At 62.8% G+C, this 16589-nt stretch carries 21 protein-coding genes; 10 read left to right on the top strand and 11 right to left on the bottom strand.

Features of this window, described 5'->3' with window-relative positions; genetic code table 11:
• Positions 1-403 (bottom strand): response regulator (locus EN939_RS03020; RefSeq protein WP_127266885.1); only part of this gene is annotated, 403 nt, incomplete at its 3' end.
• Positions 404-745: 342 nt separating this feature from the next.
• Here EN939_RS03020 and EN939_RS03015 point away from each other — a divergent pair.
• The 4 genes from EN939_RS03015 (at position 746) to EN939_RS03000 (ending at position 4187) form a co-directional block, all read left to right on the top strand.
• Entirely contained in the window at positions 746-2371 is a 1626-nt protein-coding gene (locus tag EN939_RS03015) for a phosphoenolpyruvate carboxykinase (protein ID WP_127266884.1), read from the top strand.
• 84 nt (positions 2372-2455) lie between these two features.
• A complete protein-coding gene (gene arfB / locus EN939_RS03010) occupies positions 2456-2893 on the top strand; it encodes an alternative ribosome rescue aminoacyl-tRNA hydrolase ArfB (protein ID WP_023810634.1) in 438 nt (145 codons plus the stop codon).
• A gap of 88 nt (positions 2894-2981) precedes the next feature.
• Positions 2982-3455: a peptidoglycan-binding protein LysM gene (lysM, locus tag EN939_RS03005; protein ID WP_027039967.1), complete on the top strand. Its 474-nt coding sequence runs from the start codon at positions 2982-2984 to the stop codon at positions 3453-3455.
• 102 nt (positions 3456-3557) lie between these two features.
• Positions 3558-4187, top strand: a complete 630-nt coding sequence (locus EN939_RS03000; protein ID WP_127266883.1) for an alpha-ketoglutarate-dependent dioxygenase AlkB family protein — start codon at positions 3558-3560, stop codon at positions 4185-4187.
• Here the strand turns inward: EN939_RS03000 and coaA are convergent.
• From coaA to hisB, 9 genes are all read right to left on the bottom strand, one after another.
• Positions 4174-5133 (bottom strand): type I pantothenate kinase, encoded by a 960-nt coding sequence (coaA, locus tag EN939_RS02995; protein WP_127266882.1) that lies wholly within the window; start codon positions 5131-5133, stop codon positions 4174-4176. The two genes, EN939_RS03000 and coaA, sit on opposite strands and share 14 nt — an antisense overlap.
• A 24-nt stretch (positions 5134-5157) precedes the next feature.
• The gene (locus tag EN939_RS02990; protein WP_127266881.1) at positions 5158-5481 is read right to left on the bottom strand and encodes a phosphoribosyl-ATP diphosphatase; all 324 of its coding nucleotides are present in this window, start codon (positions 5479-5481) and stop codon (positions 5158-5160) included.
• Between the two features lie 70 nt (positions 5482-5551).
• A complete protein-coding gene (hisF, locus tag EN939_RS02985) occupies positions 5552-6346 on the bottom strand; it encodes an imidazole glycerol phosphate synthase subunit HisF (protein WP_164748906.1) in 795 nt (264 codons plus the stop codon).
• Complete coding sequence (locus EN939_RS02980) at positions 6343-7179, bottom strand: arginase family protein (RefSeq protein WP_127266879.1); 837 nt, start codon at positions 7177-7179, stop codon at positions 6343-6345. The genes hisF and EN939_RS02980 overlap by 4 nt, the downstream gene beginning before the upstream one ends.
• Positions 7176-7919, bottom strand: a complete 744-nt coding sequence (hisA, locus tag EN939_RS02975; protein WP_127266878.1) for a 1-(5-phosphoribosyl)-5-[(5-phosphoribosylamino)methylideneamino]imidazole-4-carboxamide isomerase — start codon at positions 7917-7919, stop codon at positions 7176-7178. Before hisA ends, EN939_RS02980 begins: the two co-directional genes overlap by 4 nt.
• Positions 7920-7923: 4 nt before the next feature.
• Positions 7924-8214 (bottom strand): DUF1330 domain-containing protein, encoded by a 291-nt coding sequence (locus EN939_RS02970; protein ID WP_127266877.1) that lies wholly within the window; start codon positions 8212-8214, stop codon positions 7924-7926.
• An 87-nt stretch (positions 8215-8301) separates the two neighbouring features.
• Positions 8302-8952 carry an imidazole glycerol phosphate synthase subunit HisH gene (gene hisH / locus EN939_RS02965; protein WP_127266876.1) on the bottom strand — a complete coding sequence of 217 codons (651 nt, stop codon included), beginning with the start codon at positions 8950-8952 and terminating at the stop codon, positions 8302-8304.
• 1 nt (position 8953) lies between these two features.
• Positions 8954-9430 (bottom strand): DUF2628 domain-containing protein, encoded by a 477-nt coding sequence (locus EN939_RS02960; RefSeq protein WP_027039976.1) that lies wholly within the window; start codon positions 9428-9430, stop codon positions 8954-8956.
• A gap of 4 nt (positions 9431-9434) precedes the next feature.
• Complete coding sequence (hisB, locus tag EN939_RS02955) at positions 9435-10034, bottom strand: imidazoleglycerol-phosphate dehydratase HisB (RefSeq protein ID WP_127266875.1); 600 nt, start codon at positions 10032-10034, stop codon at positions 9435-9437.
• Between the two features lie 228 nt (positions 10035-10262).
• Between hisB and hslV the strand changes: the two genes are divergently transcribed.
• From hslV to EN939_RS02925, 6 genes are all read left to right on the top strand, one after another.
• A complete protein-coding gene (gene hslV / locus EN939_RS02950; protein WP_127266874.1) occupies positions 10263-10814 on the top strand; it encodes an ATP-dependent protease subunit HslV in 552 nt (183 codons plus the stop codon).
• A 71-nt stretch (positions 10815-10885) separates the two neighbouring features.
• Positions 10886-11398 (top strand): GNAT family N-acetyltransferase, encoded by a 513-nt coding sequence (locus EN939_RS02945; RefSeq protein ID WP_127266886.1) that lies wholly within the window; start codon positions 10886-10888, stop codon positions 11396-11398.
• Positions 11395-12555 (top strand): hypothetical protein, encoded by a 1161-nt coding sequence (locus EN939_RS02940; RefSeq protein ID WP_164748903.1) that lies wholly within the window; start codon positions 11395-11397, stop codon positions 12553-12555. The genes EN939_RS02945 and EN939_RS02940 overlap by 4 nt, the downstream gene beginning before the upstream one ends.
• A gap of 51 nt (positions 12556-12606) precedes the next feature.
• Positions 12607-13206 carry a DUF2585 domain-containing protein gene (locus EN939_RS02935; protein ID WP_127266873.1) on the top strand — a complete coding sequence of 200 codons (600 nt, stop codon included), beginning with the start codon at positions 12607-12609 and terminating at the stop codon, positions 13204-13206.
• 4 nt (positions 13207-13210) lie between these two features.
• Complete coding sequence (gene hslU, locus EN939_RS02930; RefSeq protein WP_127266872.1) at positions 13211-14524, top strand: ATP-dependent protease ATPase subunit HslU; 1314 nt, start codon at positions 13211-13213, stop codon at positions 14522-14524.
• Positions 14525-14756: 232 nt separating this feature from the next.
• Positions 14757-15716, top strand: coding sequence for a DUF1402 family protein (locus EN939_RS02925; protein ID WP_127266871.1), 960 nt, complete (start codon positions 14757-14759; stop codon positions 15714-15716).
• Positions 15717-15954: 238 nt separating this feature from the next.
• Here EN939_RS02925 and EN939_RS02915 read toward each other — a convergent pair.
• Positions 15955-16589 (bottom strand): oxidoreductase C-terminal domain-containing protein (locus EN939_RS02915; protein ID WP_164750869.1); only part of this gene is annotated, 635 nt, incomplete at its 5' end.

Here is a 16589-nt window from a genome sequence, read left to right as displayed (position 1 = left end):
AGCGGGCCTGCTGGCTTGGCGTCTTGGCGGCAGCCTCGCGGGCACTGGCGCGGCGCAGCACGGCGCGCACCCGCTCGACCAGCAGGCGCTGCGAGAAGGGCTTGCGGATGAAATCGTCGGCGCCCATCTTGAGGCCGAACAATTCGTCGATCTCGTCGTCCTTGGAGGTCAGGAAGATCACCGGAAGGTCGGACTTCTGGCGCATGCGGCGCAGCAGTTCCATGCCGTCCATGCGCGGCATCTTGATGTCGAGGATGGCAAGGTTCGGCGGGCGTGCCGCCAGGCCTTCCAGCGCTGACGCACCATCCGTGTAGGTCTCGACGCGATACCCCTCGGATTCCAGGGCGATCGACACCGATGTCAGAATGTTGCGGTCGTCATCGACAAGCGCGATTGTTGCCATTTCAAGCGGCTCCCTCATGAGCTGTCCCTTCTGTCGTAGAGAAGGGGCTTTTGCAGGACAAATTAGGTACAAAATGTGGCATAGGCCTTGTCCGCTGTCACGCGCGGCATGCCGGCGGCCACAATCCTACCTCGACATGGATTGGACGAACGGACATCGCCAATCCTTTGGGCAACCGCGAAACTTTTTGCACATATAAACGATTTAAACAACTTTCAAAATATTTAAATCGATTAATGATTTGATATCATTTGGCTTTTCTGGTTCTGACCATCTCGCCCGCGTAGTGGGCGTGCTGGAAACGTGCCGGCAAAGATGCGGCAAATCCAAGAGGGACACTCGATGTCGGAAGTCGGCAAACGCAATTCCGCCTGCGCGATCGATCATATCGGCCTGAAAACCACCGGCGTGGTGCGCTATAATTTCGGTGCGGCCGCCCTTTATGAGGAATCGATCCGGCGCGGCGAGGCCCGCTTGACCGCCCATGGCGCGCTGGTCGCCGAGACCGGACAGCACACCGGCCGCTCGCCCAAGGACAAGTTCGTCGTCCGCGATGGCGCCACCGAACCACATGTCTGGTGGGACAACAACAAGGCGATCTCGCCGGCCCAGTTCGACACGCTGCTCGCCGATTTCCAGGCGCATGCCGCGGACAAGGATCTATACGTCCAGGATCTGGTCGGCGGCGCCGATGCGGAGTCGAGGCTGCCGACCAGGGTGATCACCGAATTTGCCTGGCACTCGCTGTTCATCCGCAATCTGCTGATCCGTCCGGATGCCGCCGAACTCGAACAGTTCGTGCCTGAGATGACGATCATCGACCTGCCGTCCTTCCGCGCCGATCCCCTTCGTCACGGCAGCCGCACCGAAACGGTGATCGCCGTCGATCTTTCGCGCAAGATCGTGCTGATCGGCGGCACCTCCTATGCCGGCGAGATGAAGAAGTCGGTGTTCACCATGCTCAACTATCTGCTGCCGGCGAAAGGCGTGATGCCGATGCATTGCTCGGCCAATGAGGGTGCGGCCGGCGACGCCGCCATCTTCTTCGGCCTGTCGGGCACCGGCAAGACGACGCTCTCGGCCGATCCCTCGCGCACGCTGATCGGCGACGACGAGCATGGCTGGGGGCCGCACGGCATCTTCAATTTCGAAGGCGGCTGCTATGCCAAGACGATCAAGCTGTCGGCGGAAGCCGAGCCGGAAATCTTCGCCACCACGCAGCGCTTCGGCACGGTGCTGGAAAATGTCGTGCTCGACGCTGATGGCGTGCCGGATTTCAACGACGGAAGACTGACCGAGAACACACGCTGCGCCTACCCGCTGGACTTCATCCCCAATGCCAGCAAGACCGGCCGCGCCAACCATCCCAACAACATCATCATGCTGACCGCCGATGCGTTCGGCGTGATGCCGCCGATCGCGCGGCTGACCCCGGCGCAGGCGATGTATCATTTCCTGTCCGGCTACACCGCCAAGGTGGCCGGAACCGAAAAGGGCGTGACCGAGCCCGAAGCGACGTTTTCGACCTGTTTCGGTGCGCCGTTCATGCCGCGCCACCCTTCCGAATACGGCAATCTGCTGCGCGAGCTGATTGCACGCCACGGCGCCGATTGCTGGCTGGTCAATACCGGCTGGACCGGCGGCGCCTACGGCACCGGCAAGCGCATGCCGATCAAGGCGACGCGCGCGTTGCTTGCAGCCGCACTTGACGGCTCGCTGAAGACGGCCGAGTTCCGCACCGACCCTCATTTCGGTTTCGAGGTGCCGGTGGCTGTGCCGGGCATCGATAGCGCCATTCTCGACCCGATGATTCTGGACCCCCGGGCGACCTGGGCCGACAAGGCCGGCTACGACCGTCAGGCGGCACGGCTGGTCGGCATGTTCGCCGTCAATTTCGAGAAATTCGAAAGCCATGTCGACGCCGTGGTGCTGGGCGCGGCGCCGCGCATGCAGGAAGCGGCGGAGTAATCGCGCCACAGGGGTCAGCTTTCGTTGAAAGGCCCGGTTCGATCGGGCCTTTTCTTTTTCGATCCGCCGCGCCATGACTGCGGCATGGCGAGCGACGACAACATCATCATATCAGGCGATGCGGTGATCCATCCGGGCGACCTGCACGAGGATTTCATCCGCTCGTCCGGTCCCGGCGGCCAGAACGTCAACAAGGTGGCGACGGCGGTGCAACTGCGCTTCGACGCGGCCAACGCAACGGGTCTGTCGGAGCGCGTGCGCGAGCGGACGATCAAGCTTGCCGGCCAGCGTGCCACCAAGGACGGTGTCATCGTCATCGAAGCAGGCCGCTTCCGCACCCAGGAACAGAACCGGGCGGATGCGCGGGCACGGCTGACGGCATTGGTCGCCAAGGCCGCCGAACCGCCACCGCCGCCGCGCAAGAAGACACGGCCGTCGAAGGGTGCCGTGGAACGGCGGCTGAAGAGCAAGGCCGGGCGCGGCACGATCAAGAAGCTGCGGGGCCGGGTGGAGAACGATTAAGCACCACACCAATCACGCGCAAAACGACTTCCCATTTTGGACCGCAGATGCAAAGTTCAACCATTGCCATTAGCAAGGGAGACCAAGGATGGGCATGTTCGATTTCGTCAAGAGCGTCGGCAAGAAACTGGGCATCGGCGGTGACGACGAAGCCGCACCCACGGCCGACACACTCAAGAAGGAGCTCGATTCGCACAAGCTCGGCACCGATGGCGTCGAGGTCGTCGTCACGGGCGACACGGCGGTGCTGAAGGGTGTGGTCAAGGACCAGTCGATCTTCGAGAAGGCGGTCATCGCCGTCGGCAACACGCTCGGCGTCTCCAAAGTGCAGGCGGACGAATTGCAGGTCGCGCCAGCACCTGGCACGGCCGCCGCCCCCGCCAAGGAGCCCACCTTCTACACGGTGAAGAAGGGCGACAATCTCTGGAAGATCGCCGAGAAAAGCTACGGCAAGGGCCAAGGCGTCAAGAACACGGTCATATTCGAGGCCAACAAGCCGATGCTGACCCATCCCGACAAGATCTATCCGGGCCAGGTGCTGCGCATTCCCGACCTCGCCTGATCGGCGGCTGCCAATTCGACAAGAGCGGCGGCTTTCGGGTCGCCGTTTTCATTTGAACGTGACATTTTACGGTTCCGAACCATCCAAGAGGTAATCGAATCCGTGCTCGTCCTGCCCAAAGGCGTCCGCCACATGCCGGCCTACCTGTCGCGCAGCGCGCAGGAAGAGATGGTCGACGAGGTGGGACGGATCGTGCAGCAGGCGCCGCTGTTCGTGCCGGCCATGCCGCGCACCGGCAAGGAGATGAGCGTGCGTATGACCAATTGCGGGCCGCTCGGCTGGGTCACCGACAAGGAGCACGGCTATCGTTACCAGCCGGCGCATCCGGTAACCGGGGCGCCTTGGCCGCCAATTCCGGATGCGCTGCTCGACCTGTGGCGCGAGGTCTCGGGCTATTCGCACCCGCCGGAAGCATGCCTCATCAATTTCTACACGCCGGACGCAAAAATGGGCCTGCATCAGGACCGCGACGAGACCGATCTTTCGGCGTCGGTCGTCTCCGTCTCGCTCGGCGACGACTGCCTGTTCCGAGTCGGCCAGACCACGCGTGATGGCGCCACCAAGTCGTTCAGGCTGCAAAGCGGTGACGTCGTGGTGCTCGGCGGCGAGGGGCGGCTGTGCTTTCACGGCGTCGATCGGATCTATCCCTCGACCTCGGCGCTGCTGAAAAACGGCGGGCGGATCAATCTGACGCTGCGGCGGGTGACGGAGCCGGCCGTCACAGCTTCCTGAGCGCCACTTCCTCGATCAGGTGGTCGGCGCCTTTGCGCAGGATCAAGTCGGCGCGGGCCCGCGTCGGCAGGATGTTCTCGCGCAGATTCTTCAAATTGATGTTGGTCCACAGGCCTTCGGCGATGGCGCGCGCCGAACTCTCCGACAGCTGCGAATAGCGGTGAAAGAAGGAGTCCGGGTTGCGGAAGGCGGTCTCACGCAGCCGCATGAAGCGGGAAATGTACCAGTTGTGGATCAGCTTCTCGTCGGCATCGATGTAGATGGCGAAGTCGAAGAAGTCCGACAGGAAAGGGACGATCTTGCCGTCCTGCGGCAGCTTGCCGGGCTGCAGGACATTGATGCCTTCGAAGATCAATATGTCGGGCCGGTCGATGGTGACGAACTCGCCAGGAATGACGTCATAAGTCAGGTGCGAATAGACCGGCGCGCGGACATCGGGCAGCGCCGACTTGATGCCCGACAGGAAGCGCAGCAGCGCGCCCACATCGTAGCTGTCGGGGAAACCCTTGCGCTCCATCAGGTTCTCGCGGCGCAGGACCTCGTTGGGCAGCAGGAAGCCGTCGGTGGTGATGAGATCGACCTTGGGGCTCGACGGCCAGCGCGCCAGCAGTTCCTTCAGCACGCGTGCGGTGGTCGATTTGCCGACGGCGACCGAACCGGCAATGCCGATGATGAACGGTGTCTTGACCACGTCGACCGCGTTGAAGAAGGCCTGGCGTTGCCGAAACAGCAGCTGGCTCGCTTCGACATGCGCCGACAACAGCCGCGACAGCGACAGATAGATGCGCGTGACCTCCTCGAGATCGACCGGATCGTTGAGCGAGCGCAGGCGGCGGAATTCGTCCGCGCTCAGCGTCAGTGGGGTATCGGCGCGGAATTGCGACCATTGCTCGGCGGAGAAGAAGCGAAAGGGGGAATACTTCTCGGTCGGCGCGAGCTGATCCATCGAGATACCTGCCCTTCCTCGCGGTCAGCCCTTGGGCCGTGACGCCTTCTCGGCGATGCCCGAACGCCGGGTGCGGCCTTCGAGTTCCCTGAGCACGTCGCTCAGCGAAACTCCCGAGAGGCCGAGAACGACGAGCCAATGATACATAAGATCGGCGCTTTCTGAAACGATGGCCGGTTTGTCGCCCCTGACGGCGGCAATCACCGTCTCGACGGCCTCCTCGCCGAGCTTCTGCGCCGCCTTGTCGATGCCGCGCGCGAACAATTTTGCCGTCCACGAATCCGGATCTCCTGAATGGGCGCGTTCCCCAATGATTTTTTCCAGATCGGAAAGCGAAAACTCGGTCATGGCGTCATCTATCTGCTTGTTTAAGCATGATCTTTTCCGAAAACCGGTTCCCACTTTTCGGGATCATGCTTTAGGGCCGATTATTCACAGAGTCCAGCCGCATCGGCAGGCCGGCGGCGGCCATATGCGCCTTGGCCTGCGCTATCGTGTAGGTGCCGAAATGGAAAATGGACGCGGCCAGCACCGCGCCGGCATGGCCGTCGCGAATGCCTTCGACCATGTGGTCGAGCGTGCCGACGCCGCCGGAGGCGATCACCGGCGCGCGCACGGCGTCTGATATCGCGCGGGTCAGCGCGATGTCGTAGCCGGCCTTGGTGCCGTCCCGATCCATCGAGGTCAGCAGGATCTCGCCGGCGCCGCGATCGACCATTTTCCGGGCGAATTCGACCGCGTCGATGCCGGTCTTTTCGCGGCCGCCATGAGTGAAGATCTCCCAGCGGTCGGTCTCACTGGTGCCCGACACCTTCTTGGCGTCGATGGCGACGACGATGCACTGGTTGCCGAACTTGTCGGCGGCCTCCGCAACGAAATCCGGGTTCTTCACCGCGGCCGTGTTGATCGACACCTTGTCGGCGCCGGCCAAAAGCAGCTTCCTGATATCGGCGACCTGGCGCACGCCGCCGCCAACGGTCAGCGGCATGAAGCATTGTTCGGCGGTACGTGCGATAACGTCGAAGATGGTCTCGCGATTGTCCGACGAAGCGGTGATGTCGAGGAAGCAGAGTTCGTCGGCGCCGGCCGCGTCATAGGCCTTGGCCGCCTCGACCGGATCGCCGGCGTCGACGAGATCGACGAAGTTGACGCCCTTGACGACACGGCCGTTCTTGACGTCGAGACAGGGGATGACACGGGCTTTCAGCATCAGCGGCCCTCTATCGTGGCGATGAGATCGTTCAGCAACTGGCCGACCTGCGGCGGAACATCGGCCTGGGCGTCGAAGGCCGGGTCGTAGGCGGAAACGGTGATGCCGACGATCGGCACCGCCAGCGCGATGGCGCACGTGGCATCGCGCAACTGTTCCGGGCTCGGCCCGCCCGAAGTGATATAGCGGTTGGCCTGCAGCTCCCGGGGATCGTGCACGTCCATATCGAGATGCATGTGCACGCGTCTGGCGCCGGCGACCATCAGTCTTTCGGCCGCCTGGGCCACCCCGGAGCACTCCGTCCGCACGATCGGCAATGTCTCGAGAAGCTGTTTTTCCGCGGGATCGAGATCGCGCGCGTTGACGAGCACGCAACGCGACGGATCGACCGGCTTGAAGCCCGGAATGGCCGACGCCATCGGCCGCCAGCACAGGCCAAGCACGGTCGCCAGCGCCATGCCGTCGAGAAAGCCGTATGTGGATGTCTCGGGCGTGTTGAGATCGCCATGCTGGTCGGCCCAGATGATCGCATCGGCGTCTTCGCCGGCGACCGCGCCGGCGCTGGTCAGGCAGTTTCCGGCAAGGACGATGGGAAACCGACCGGCGTCGCGGGCAAGGCGAACCTCGCTCGCAACCGCGTTGCAGACGGCAAAGCCGGTGGCGATTTCACGCTCCTGGGCATCTCCAACCTTGCCGATATCCTCGACCATCACATCGTGGCCGGCCATCGTCAGGGCGTCGACGAGCCCGCCAGAGACCAGCGCGTCCGGCCCCTGGCCCATGCCGCCATGATAGTGGCCGCTGTCATAGGAGGCCAGGATAATGGAGATTTTCACGTCCGCGTCTCCGCCCTGCCCTGCAGGATCGCCAGGGCCTCGGCCGGATCGATGCGGCCGTCATAGAGCGCGCGGCCGGAGATCGCGCCTTCGAGCTTTTGCGCATCGGGCATGGTCATGCGCACGATGTCGGCGATCGAGGCGAGGCCGCCCGACGCGATGACCGGGATCGACACGGCATCGGCGAGGTCGATGGTGGCGTCCCAGTTGATGCCGGTCAAAACGCCGTCGCGGTCGATGTCGGTGTAGATGATGGCAGCGACGCCGGCGCCCTCGAACTTCCTCGCCAGTTCGATGACGCCGAGGCTCGACGCCTCGGCCCAGCCCTCGACGGCGACCTTGCCGCCCTTGGCGTCGATGCCGACGGCGACCTTGCCCGGAAACGCCTTGCAGGCCTGTTTGACAAGGTCCGGGTCACGCACCGCCACCGTGCCGAGGATGACCCGGGCCAGGCCGCGATCGAGCCAGTCCTCGATCTGCGCCAGCGTGCGGATGCCGCCGCCGAGCTGCACCGGGTTCTTCGTTGCCTTGAGGATGGCGCCGACCGCCGCACTGTTGACGCTCTGGCCCTGGAAGGCGCCGTTGAGGTCGACGACATGCAGCCATTCGAAACCCTGTTGCTCGAAGGCCCGCGCCTGCGCGGCAGGATCATCGTTGTAGATGGTCGCGGTCGTCATGTCGCCATGCCTGAGGCGCACGCACTGGCCGTCCTTGAGATCTATCGCCGGGAAAAGGATCATCCGTTCAGGCGCCTTCCACAATGGCGAAATGGGATGTCGAATAGAGACGTCGGAATTTCAGCGCCACCTGGTATTCAGGCGAATGGAAGCAGGCGAGTGCGACCGCATAGCTCTCGAACTCGATGATGACATGGCGATTGCCCGATAGCCCTTCCGGGCTCGACGACTGACCGCCGCGGGTCAGGAACTTTGCGCCATATTTGTCGAAAGCCGCTTTGTTGGCGGCAATGTATAGCGGATAGTTTTCCGGATCGGTCACCTCGACCATCGCCATCCAGTAGCCCTTCTTGCTCATGGTCTATCCCTCTGCTCGAGCATGATCTCCGGACAAACGGGAACCGTTTGTCCGAGAAAGCCGGGGTCCACTTTTCGGGATCATGCTCTAGGGCCTCCAGCGCAGGAAATTGGTGATCAGCGCGAGGCCGAGCGCCTGGCTCTTTTCCGGGTGGAACTGCGTGCCGACAAGATTGTCGCGGGCGACGGCCGCCGTCACCGGGCCGCCATAGTCGGCAACCGCCAGAACCTCGTCCGCCTTGCCCGCATCGAGATGATAGGAATGCACGAAATAGGCATGCAGCCCGCTTGCGCCAGTCGGTATGCCGGCAAACAGCGGATGCTGGCGCTTGAGCTCGATCGTGTTCCAGCCGATCTGCGGGATCTTCAGCGCCGGATCGGAAGGCATGATCTCCTTCACGTCGCCCGATATCCAGCCGAAGCCCTTGGTAATCGTCTTTTCGAGGCCGCGCTGCGACATCAGCTGCATGCCGACGCATATGCCGAGGAACGGCCGGCCCTTGACGATCGCAACCTCCTCGACGGCTTCCCACATGCCTTCGACGGCCTGCAGGCCGGAGGCGCAGTCGGCATAGGCGCCGACGCCGGGCAGGACGATGCGATCGGCCGTGCGCACCTGCTCGGCATCTGCGGTCAGGTCGATATCGGCCGATATGCCGGCTTCGCGCGCGGCGCGCTCGAAAGCCTTGGTGGCCGAGCGCAAATTGCCCGAGCCGTAGTCGATGATCGCAACCCGCATGTCAGCTTCTTCCCGGAATGTGGGTCAGCCCCAGCGCCATGCCCGGCTGCGCTGGCCGCGCGAGGGCAGCATCGGGGACCATACGCGGCGCCGGCACAACCTCATCGGCAAGCGCTTCCGCTTCCAGCGCATAGCGTGTGTCGGCGTCGTCGAGCCAACCGGCTTCGACCGCGCCCCATTCGTGCCAACCGCGCCGGCGAAGTGCCGCGATGCGCAGGCCTTGCCCTTCCAGTCCGACATAGAGCGAAACCAACAGTGACAGCAGCGAGCCGGCCAGACCAAGGCCGAGCTTCTGGCCCAGCATCGAAAGCAGGCCCATGACGACGAAGGCAAGCGCTGCCTCGATCCACAGCCGATGCCAGGCGAACCATAGCGGCGGCACCAGGAGGCCCAGCCAGGTGAAGCCATCGCGGACAAAGGCCGTGGCATCGGCCTTCTCGCTGCGGCCTGGCGGTTCCATCACGACATAGGTGGCCATGGCCTTATCCCTTCAACGATCCCTTGGTGGAGGGAACCGCATCCGGCTGGCGCGGATCGCGTTCGAGAGCCGCGCGCAGCGCGCGCGCCACCGCCTTGAAGCAGGTCTCGGCGATGTGATGGTTGTTGGCGCCATAGTGATTGGTGACATGCAGCGTGATGCCGGCATTCTGCGCCAAAGCCTGGAAGAATTCGCGCACCAGTTCGGTGTCGAAGGTGCCGATCTTCGGCGACGAGAAGGAAACGTTCCAGACCAGGAACGGACGGCCGGACACGTCGATCGCAGCGCGCGTCAGCGTCTCGTCCATGGCAAGGTCGATCGAGGCATAGCGCATGATGCCGCGCCGCTCGCCCAGTGCCTTGGCCAGCGCCTGGCCAAGCGCGATGCCGGTGTCCTCGACGGTGTGATGATCGTCGATATGCAGGTCGCCCTTGGCCCTGACCGTCATGTCGATCAGGGAATGGCGCGCCAGCTGGTCCAGCATATGGTCGAAGAAGCCGACGCCCGTCGAAATGTCCGATTTTCCGGTGCCGTCGACATGGACCGAGACGGCAATCTCGGTTTCCTTGGTCTTGCGGCTGACTTCGGCGGCGCGGGGCGGCATCACTCTATCCTTGTCCCAGAGGTTCACATCGTGACCAGCTCAGAGGTTCAAGCGCTCGCAGGCTTGAAAACGAAAGCCTTCTAGCAGCATGATCCGGCGATTGCCAGTTGCGAACCCGGCCGCTATCCAGCGGTTTGCAATCATCGGTCCCATGCATACATATGGCCGATCAAGTCACTCGTACCGCGCCGATCGCCTTATCGGGATGGCGCTGCTCGGAGCCAGGAAATGTCCGATAATCTGACCATGCACGCCACGACCATCGTGACGGTGCGCAAGGGCAACAAGGTGGTGATCGCCGGCGACGGCCAGGTCAGCCTTGGCCAGACCATCATGAAGGGCAACGCCAAGAAGGTGCGCCGCATCGGCAAGGGCGGCAATGTGATCGCCGGGTTCGCCGGCGCCACCGCCGACGCCTTCACGCTGCTGGAGCGGCTCGAAGCCAAGCTCGAACAATATCCAGACCAGCTGACGCGCGCCTGCGTCGAACTCGCCAAGGACTGGCGCACCGACCGCTATCTGCGCCGGCTGGAAGCGATGATGCTGGTGGCCGACAAGTCGGTATCGCTGGCGCTGACCGGCACTGGCGACGTGCTCGAGCCCGAATTCGGCGTCATGGCCATCGGTTCGGGCGGTAACTACGCGCTGGCCGCGGCCCGCGCGCTGATGGACAGCGACAAGGATGCCGAGGAGATCGCCCGCAAGGCGATGCAGATCGCATCCGACATCTGCGTCTACACCAACAACAATTTCGTCGTCGAAACGCTCGAGGTCGGCTGAAAAGGCCGGCCATGACCCCGAAAAGTGGAAACCGGTTTTCTCGGACAAACGGTTCCGTTCGTCCAGAGATCATCGCCGAACAAGAAGATAGCTACGACTTTCGGCCGGTGACGGAAAAAGCCCTGCCGATGATCGCCGGCTGGCTCGCCGAGCCGCATGTTGCAGAGTGGTGGGACGATCCGGAGACGGAAATCGCCGGCATTCGCGAGCACATCGACTCGATTTCGGTCGAGCCGCTGATCGTCGAGCTCGACGGCAAGCCGATCGCCTATCTGCAGAGCTACGACCCGCATCTGGAAGACGACCATCCCTATGCCGACCAGCCGTTCGGCACGCTCGGCATCGACGTGTCGATCGGCGTGCCGGAGTTGCTCGGGCGCGGCCATGGCTCGGCAATCGTGCGCCAGTTCGTCGAACAGCTTTTCGAGGAAGGTGTTCCGCGCGTCATCATCGATCCGGATCCCGCCAATGTCAGGGCGATCCGTGCCTATGAAAAGGCTGGCTTTGTTGCCTTTGACACCAGAACATCGGAGTACGGGCCGGCCTTGATGATGGCGCGCGACGCGACGCAGGAGCCCAATTGATCAGCGCCGAAACCCTCGACAAGGCAGTCGCGAAAGGTTTGATCTCGCAGACCCTGCGCGATCAGTTGGAGGCCATGGAACGTGCGGTCGCTCTCGCCCCCGAGGCCAGGCGCGCCGATGACGAGGGTGACGAGGAAAACCTGCGGCTGGTGGGCGGCGGCAACGATCTGTTTGTCACCGTGGGAACCGTTCTGCTCAGCGCCGGCTTCTTCTTTGTCCTGACCACCTTGCTTCCAGGCCAAACATTCTGGATCGCAGGCATCCTCGCGGTTTTCGCCTGGGGGCTCGCCGAAATCGTCACGCGTCAGCACCGGATGAAATTATCGTCGTCCGTGCTTGCCCTGATTTTCATGGCCGCCATTCTGGCCGCTCTGGCGCTACAGGTGGAGGCCAGCTTCGGCATACGCAAGCCGGAGACTATCTGGCAGCTATTGGCGTTGCGCCAGACGGCGTCCCAGGCCGGATATCTGTTCCTGGGCGGAGGAATAATCGCGGCGGCGATCTATTTCTGGCGTTTTCGCGTCCCCATCATTGCCGGGGCTATCGCCATCGCTTTTACACTGCTTGCCTTCCTGCAAACGGCGATAATCCTGTATGATAGCGTGACAGCGGGTGCGATTGCGCCACCGCGTATGGAGGATGTTCCCGAATTGCTCCGCGCGGCACTTTACATGCCGCTGATCTGCGGCCTGATCGTGTTCGCAACGGGTGTAGCTTTTGACATTTACGACAGGGATCGACGCAAGATCTGGTCCGATTGCGCTTTCTGGCTGCATGTCGTCTCGGCGCCCATGCTGGTGCATCCGCTCTTCATCATGGCAACCGGCCAGAACGTCGTGTTCGGACATATCGCGCCGGATGCCAATGCAACCATCATGCTGACTATACTGATCCTTGGCTTCCTCTATGTCGCGCTTGCCATCGACCGCCGTTCGCTTCTGGTTCCGACATTGGCTTACTTCGGCTCGCTGGGCATCTATTATCTGGTGAATTCCGCCTCCGATTCGACGGGCATCCCGCCTTTTGCCTTGATCCTGGTCGTTGTTGGCGCGCTGATCATTCTGTTCGGGGCTGGCTGGCAGCGTATCCGGCGGATTGTGGTCAAACCCACCTTGCCGGCTGCCGTGATCCGCCGGCTACCGCCGCTGAAGGCGTGACAAGGCTTGTGATGGTCGAGACGGCGACGCGAAACGAGGGGGAATGAACCGATGACGACACCGACCGCGGAGAACAGCTATTCGGCCTATGAAGACAGCTGGCGGATGGGGCTTCTGCTCGTCCTCGCCCTGATCATCTTCCAGGCCGGGGCGCTCTACGGCATGGGGCGAGCGCCGATCTGCACCTGCGGCTACGTCAAGCTCTGGCATGGCGTCGTGCAGAGTTCGGAGAATTCCCAGCACATTTCGGACTGGTATACGTTCTCGCACATCATCCACGGCTTCCTGTTCTATGCGCTGGCAAGATTCCTGTTCCCGCGTTCGCCGATCGGCTTGAGGCTGGCGTTCGCCGTCTTCATCGAAGGCGGTTGGGAGCTGCTCGAAAACAGCCCATTCATCATCGAGCGCTACCGCGCCGGCACCATCTCGCTCGACTATTACGGCGACAGCATCATCAATTCGGTGTCCGACACACTGGCCATGATGCTGGGATTTGTGATGGCGCGAAGGCTACCTATATGGGTGATCGTCAGCCTTGCCATCATCTTCGAACTCGGTACCGGCTATCTCATCCGGGACAATCTGACACTCAACGTGATCATGCTGCTGCATCCGTTCGAGGCCATCAAGCAGTGGCAAAGTGGAATCTAGTGATATGAGCACATTTTCTCCCCGCGAAATCGTTTCGGAACTCGACCGTTTCATCATCGGCCAGAAGGACGCCAAACGCGCCGTGGCCATCGCCTTGCGCAACCGCTGGCGCCGCCAGCAGCTGGAAGGCCAGATGCGCGAAGAGGTGATGCCGAAGAACATCCTGATGATCGGGCCGACCGGCGTCGGCAAAACCGAAATCTCGCGCCGCCTGGCGCGGCTCGCCGGTGCGCCTTTCGTCAAGGTCGAGGCAACCAAGTTCACCGAGGTCGGCTATGTCGGCCGCGATGTCGAGCAGATCATCCGCGATCTGGTCGAGATCGCCATCGGCCTGGTGCGTGAGAAGATGCGCGAAGACGTCAAGGCGCGCGCCCACGTCAACGCCGAGGAACGCGTGCTGGAAGCGCTGGTCGGCAAGACCGCGAGCCCGGCCACCCGCGATAGTTTCCGCAAGAAGCTGCGCGACGGTGAGCTCGACGACAAGGAGATCGAGGTCGAGGTTGCCGACACCGGCAGCGGCGGCATGCCCGGTTTCGAGATCCCCGGCATGCCCGGCGCCAATATCGGCGTGCTGAACATCAACGACATGCTGTCGAAGGCGATGGGCGGCAAGAAGACCAAGATGCGCAAGACGACGGTGAAGGAGTCCTACGATCTGCTGGTCAATGACGAGTCCGACAAGCTGCTCGACCAGGACGAAGTGGTGCGGCGGGCGCTCGATGCGACGGAGAATGACGGCATCGTCTTCCTCGACGAGATCGACAAGATCGCCTCGCGCGAAGGCGGCATGGGCGCCGGCGTTTCCCGCGAAGGCGTGCAGCGCGACCTGCTGCCGCTGATCGAGGGCACCACGGTGGCGACCAAATACGGACCGCTGAAGACCGACCACATCCTGTTCATCGCCTCCGGCGCCTTCCACGTCTCGAAGCCGTCAGACCTGTTGCCGGAATTGCAGGGCCGCCTGCCGATCCGGGTCGAGCTGCGGGCGCTGGAGAAGGACGATTTCGTCCGCATCCTGACCGAGACCGAAGCCAGCCTGATCAAGCAGTATATCGCGCTGATGAAGACCGAGGGCGTCGAGCTGACCTTCACCGACGACGCTATCGATTCGCTGGCCGGCATCGCCGTCGACCTCAACGCCAGCGTCGAGAACATCGGCGCAAGGCGGTTGCAGACGGTGATGGAGCGGGTGCTGGACGAAATCTCCTACGATGCGCCCGACCGCAACGGCACATCAGTCACCATCGATGCCGCCTATGTGGAGAAGCATGTCGGCGACCTGTCCAGGAATACCGACCTGTCGCGGTTCATCCTTTAAACGACGGCGCCGGAACGTTCCGGCGCCGGTCCAGGCAACATTTTCCGGCAAGCAAAATCATGTGTGGCCAGATGGTACCATCTGGCCACCTTTCGTAGTGCCGGGTGAAGGGGCGCTCTCGACTCGACCAAGAGCTTTACCTAGTTTGCGCGGCAATTCTCGATCTCTTGGTTTGACGGAATTCCGGGAAACCGTTTCACACTTTTCCTGGAATTGCTTGGGCGGCGGGTGCATGAAAAAACTGATCCTGGTCATTCTCGGCTTGACGCTGGCGGCGACGCTGTTCGCCGCCGAGGCAGCGACATTGGTGCCGCCGGGAAATCGCAATGCCGTGCAGCCCGACATTCCGGGTGCCTCCAGCCGGCGCACGCAGGCGACCAACACCAGCTTCCAGGCGAAGTACCGCAAGGTCTACGCCCTGCTGCAGAACGACGCCGGTCTGCGCGGCAAGATCAAGAAGGCAGCAGCCACCTACGGCATCGATCCCTTGCACATCGTCGGCGCCATCGTCGGCGAGCACACCTACAATGTCGATGCCTATGACCGGCTGCAGACCTACTACGTCAAGGCGATCTCCTATCTCTCCAGCAAGCTGTCCTTCGCCTATGAAGGCGAGGACATCACGGATTTCGTGCAGCGGCCGGAATTCAAGAAATGCGCCGCAATGTCCGACAGCTACGATCTGTGGGAATGCCGCGAGCAGGTGTGGAACCATTCGTTTCGCGGCAAGAGCGTCGGCGGGACCAGCTTTCCCGACGACCGTTTCGGCGCCACCTTCTTCCAGCCTTACTATGCCGGCCAGACCTTCGGCCTCGGCCAGCTCAATCCGCTGACCGCCTTGCAGATGAGCGATCTCGTGCACAAGGTTTCCGGCCTGCCGAAGCTCGACGTCGGCGATCCCAATTCGGTCTACAAGACCATCATGGATCCCGACCTGACGCTGCCCTACGTCGCCGCGACGATCCGGAAATCGATCGATGCCTATAAAAGCATTGCCGGCTTCGACATTTCGGGCAATCCGGGGGTCACCGCCACGCTCTACAATGTCGGCAATCCGGAGCAGCGCGCCGACGCGCTGAAGGCGGAGAACGACAGGCGCCGCGCCGCCGGCGAGCCGGAAAAGCTGCCGGAAGAGAATTACTATGGCTGGCTGGTGAATGATAAGCTGCCGGAGCTGAAGGCGCTGTTTTAGGGCGGCTCTCTGGCGTTAATTTGCCGACGCCTGCGCCGCCCCTCATTGCCCTGCCGGGCATTTCTCCCCGTATAGCGACGGGGAGAAAGGGGCCATCGTTGACCGCCACGCCCCCTCTGTAACGTTGCCGATTGGCGAAATCCTCGGCGAAAGCGCCCTTCTCCCCGTCACTATACGGGGAGAAGATGCCGGCAGGCAGATGAGGGGCAGCGCAGACGTCGACAATTGGCGCGACGGCTCAAGCCGCCAGCAACGACTTCAGCTTGACCGCCTGTGATCCCAGCGCTTCCGGCGCCGGTTTCGCGTGCTTGCCGATCAGCATGTCGGCCAGCCTGATATCGCGGGCGACCGCGTTGCCGGGGCCGATGCCGCTGGCCGCCACCAGCCTGCCGTCTTGCGCCAAATGGAAGAGAATGAAGGCGCCATCGCCGAGGTCGCGGCGCACGGTGCTGCTGCCTTCGTCGGACAGCCCGGCGATCTGCAGGGACAGACCATATTGATCCGACCAGAACCACGGCACCGCCGCATGCGCCTCGCCGGCACCGAGCATGTTCCTGGCCGCCAGCGCGCCCTGTTCCTGGGCGTTGCGCCAAGCTTCCAGCCGCACCCGACGGCCGCCATAGACGGCGAGCGGAAACGAGCAGCAATCGCCGGCGGCAAAGATGTCGGGATCGCTGCTGCGCAGTTCGGCATCGACTGCAATGCCATTGTCGATCGTAAGCCCCGCTTCGGCCGCAAGCCCGGTCACCGGCACGGCGCCGATGCCGATGATCGCGAGGTCGGCGACGATTTCCCGGCCGCCGGCAAGTGTGGTGCGCACCTGTCTGCCGTCGTCGGCGATGGATGCGATGCCATCCCCGCACAGGATATCGA

Source organism: Mesorhizobium sp. M7A.F.Ca.CA.002.05.1.1 (assembly GCF_003998335.1).
Classification (GTDB): domain Bacteria; phylum Pseudomonadota; class Alphaproteobacteria; order Rhizobiales; family Rhizobiaceae; genus Mesorhizobium.
This window is presented reverse-complemented; position numbering and strand designations above follow the sequence as displayed.

Coding starts and splice junctions, on each gene's coding strand:
- EN939_RS03015 (WP_127266884.1), top strand. CDS start 746: ATGTCGGAAGTCGGCAAACGCAATTCCGCCTGCGCGATCGATCATATC.
- arfB (WP_023810634.1), top strand. CDS start 2,456: ATGGCGAGCGACGACAACATCATCATATCAGGCGATGCGGTGATCCAT.
- lysM (WP_027039967.1), top strand. CDS start 2,982: ATGGGCATGTTCGATTTCGTCAAGAGCGTCGGCAAGAAACTGGGCATC.
- coaA (WP_127266882.1), bottom strand. CDS start 5,133: ATGGATCAGCTCGCGCCGACCGAGAAGTATTCCCCCTTTCGCTTCTTC.
- EN939_RS02990 (WP_127266881.1), bottom strand. CDS start 5,481: ATGACCGAGTTTTCGCTTTCCGATCTGGAAAAAATCATTGGGGAACGC.
- hisA (WP_127266878.1), bottom strand. CDS start 7,919: ATGATCCTTTTCCCGGCGATAGATCTCAAGGACGGCCAGTGCGTGCGC.
- EN939_RS02970 (WP_127266877.1), bottom strand. CDS start 8,214: ATGAGCAAGAAGGGCTACTGGATGGCGATGGTCGAGGTGACCGATCCG.
- hisH (WP_127266876.1), bottom strand. CDS start 8,952: ATGCGGGTTGCGATCATCGACTACGGCTCGGGCAATTTGCGCTCGGCC.
- EN939_RS02960 (WP_027039976.1), bottom strand. CDS start 9,430: ATGGCCACCTATGTCGTGATGGAACCGCCAGGCCGCAGCGAGAAGGCC.
- hisB (WP_127266875.1), bottom strand. CDS start 10,034: ATGCCGCCCCGCGCCGCCGAAGTCAGCCGCAAGACCAAGGAAACCGAG.
- hslV (WP_127266874.1), top strand. CDS start 10,263: ATGTCCGATAATCTGACCATGCACGCCACGACCATCGTGACGGTGCGC.
- EN939_RS02935 (WP_127266873.1), top strand. CDS start 12,607: ATGACGACACCGACCGCGGAGAACAGCTATTCGGCCTATGAAGACAGC.
- hslU (WP_127266872.1), top strand. CDS start 13,211: ATGAGCACATTTTCTCCCCGCGAAATCGTTTCGGAACTCGACCGTTTC.
- EN939_RS02925 (WP_127266871.1), top strand. CDS start 14,757: ATGAAAAAACTGATCCTGGTCATTCTCGGCTTGACGCTGGCGGCGACG.